This window comes from Priestia sp. P5_B4 (genome assembly GCF_056400385.1).
The window spans coordinates 1-1,631 of record NZ_JBFULJ010000862.1 but is presented as its reverse complement, the minus strand read 5'-3'; the positions used below and the strand labels follow the sequence as shown (position 1 = coordinate 1,631).

General features: G+C 42.2%; 1 protein-coding gene and 1 pseudogene. One reads left to right on the top strand and one right to left on the bottom strand.

Features of this window, described 5'->3' with window-relative positions; all coding sequences use genetic code 11:
• Positions 1–188: 188 nt before the first annotated feature.
• Positions 189–1,247, top strand: a complete 1,059-nt coding sequence (locus AC1DRF_RS26815; protein ID WP_477742168.1) for an LLM class flavin-dependent oxidoreductase — start codon at positions 189–191, stop codon at positions 1,245–1,247.
• Positions 1,248–1,393: 146 nt separating this feature from the next.
• Here AC1DRF_RS26815 and AC1DRF_RS26810 read toward each other — a convergent pair.
• A pseudogene (locus AC1DRF_RS26810) lies at positions 1,394–1,631 on the bottom strand (DUF805 domain-containing protein); the annotation flags it as partial.

The window sequence follows — 1,631 nt, the reverse complement described above, 5'->3', positions numbered from 1 at the left end:
CCGATAAATCAAGTAGGTTTTTAGAAAAAGATTATCTTGACAGCTTGGTATYTACCGCTTAAGATACAACTAATAAAACAATAAAACTCCATATCTACCAGTCAACTGGAGGCAAATGGACACGATAATGCGTGTACGTTTGCTTTTTTTATTGTCGTCCACCATTTTATCTTTTGGAGGTAAAGCGTATGAAATTTGCTTTATTTAGTCTTATTCAAAACATCCCGAACCCGGTTACTGGAGAAACATTCACTGCTCAAGAAAAGTTTCAGCATGTGTTAAATCAAGCAGTGCTGGCAGAAAAGTTAGGTTTTGATGCTTACGGAGTCGGTGAAAGACACGGAGCTCCTTTTTTGTMTTCTTCTCCTCCCGTTGTTTTAAGTGCAATTGCGGCTAAAACGTCACACATCCGTCTCCTTACGACTGTTACCGTTCTAAGCATTTTAGACCCTGTACGAGTAGCTGAAGATTATGCAACGCTTGATCACCTGTCGGGTGGACGCCTTGAACTGATTATCGGAAAAGGCAATGACCCGCGTCATTATCCGCTTTTTGGCATTACAGAAGAAGAACAATGGGAGTCTCTTGCTGAAAGATACGCTCTTTTGAAACAGCTTTGGACAGAAGAAAATGTCACGTGGAGCGGCCGGTATCGTCCGCCTTTAACTAACGTTACAACTCAGCCACGACCGTTGCAGACTTCTATTCCTGTTTGGCATGGAAGCGCGTCAAGTCCGCTGTCTACAGAACTGGCGGCTAAATACGGAGAGCCGCTATTTTCATCTAATTCCTTCCATCCTCAGGCTAAATATAAAGCGCTGATTGACCACTACCGCGAACGTTTGGCTTATTATGGCCATGACCCACACAAGGCCATCGTCGGTTCGGGGGCGAGCAGCCTCTATATTTCTAATACAGCGGAAGAAGCGATTCGCCGCTATCGCCCGTATTATAACGCCTTTAGCAATACAGAAGCAGCCAAACATAATCAATCGCCGTTCACGTCACTAGAAGATATCGTTCAACATGGTCCTGCTTTAGTAGGAAGCCCTGAGCAAATCATTGAAAAAATAATAGACTATCACCATGCCTATGGAAACGAAGTGCTGAGCATCAGCGTAGACGGTCTAAGCGAAGCAGAACAGCGCGAACAGCTAGAGCGCTTTGCAGATGATATTGCACCTGTTCTTCGAAAAGAACTTCCCAGCAGCGTGTGGGAAAATAAAAAAAAGAAAACTCCTTTTTAACAGGAGTTTTCTTTAGCCAAAAATGATTTGTCTATTAGTTTATTAACTTTTAAACTAATAAACTACTCTGGTTAAGATGCCTGCGTGTCTGTATCGTAAATATTGGCTGTTACTTCGCTTCTTTGACAAAATAAGATGAGCAGTCAAATGCCTCCGATAACTGGAACAAAGTTAATTAAATACCACCAGCCGCTTCTTCCTGTATCATGCAGCCGGCGAACAGTAACAGCAAGTGAAGGCAGAATCATTGCTACTCCATAGAGCAATATTAAAATAGATACAAGTAGAGCAATTGAATCAATAAAAACCAAGGCGTATAGAACAAGCGTAAAGATATAAGCAAATAATGTAAACATCCAATACTCCGTACGCGTTGCTCTTCCT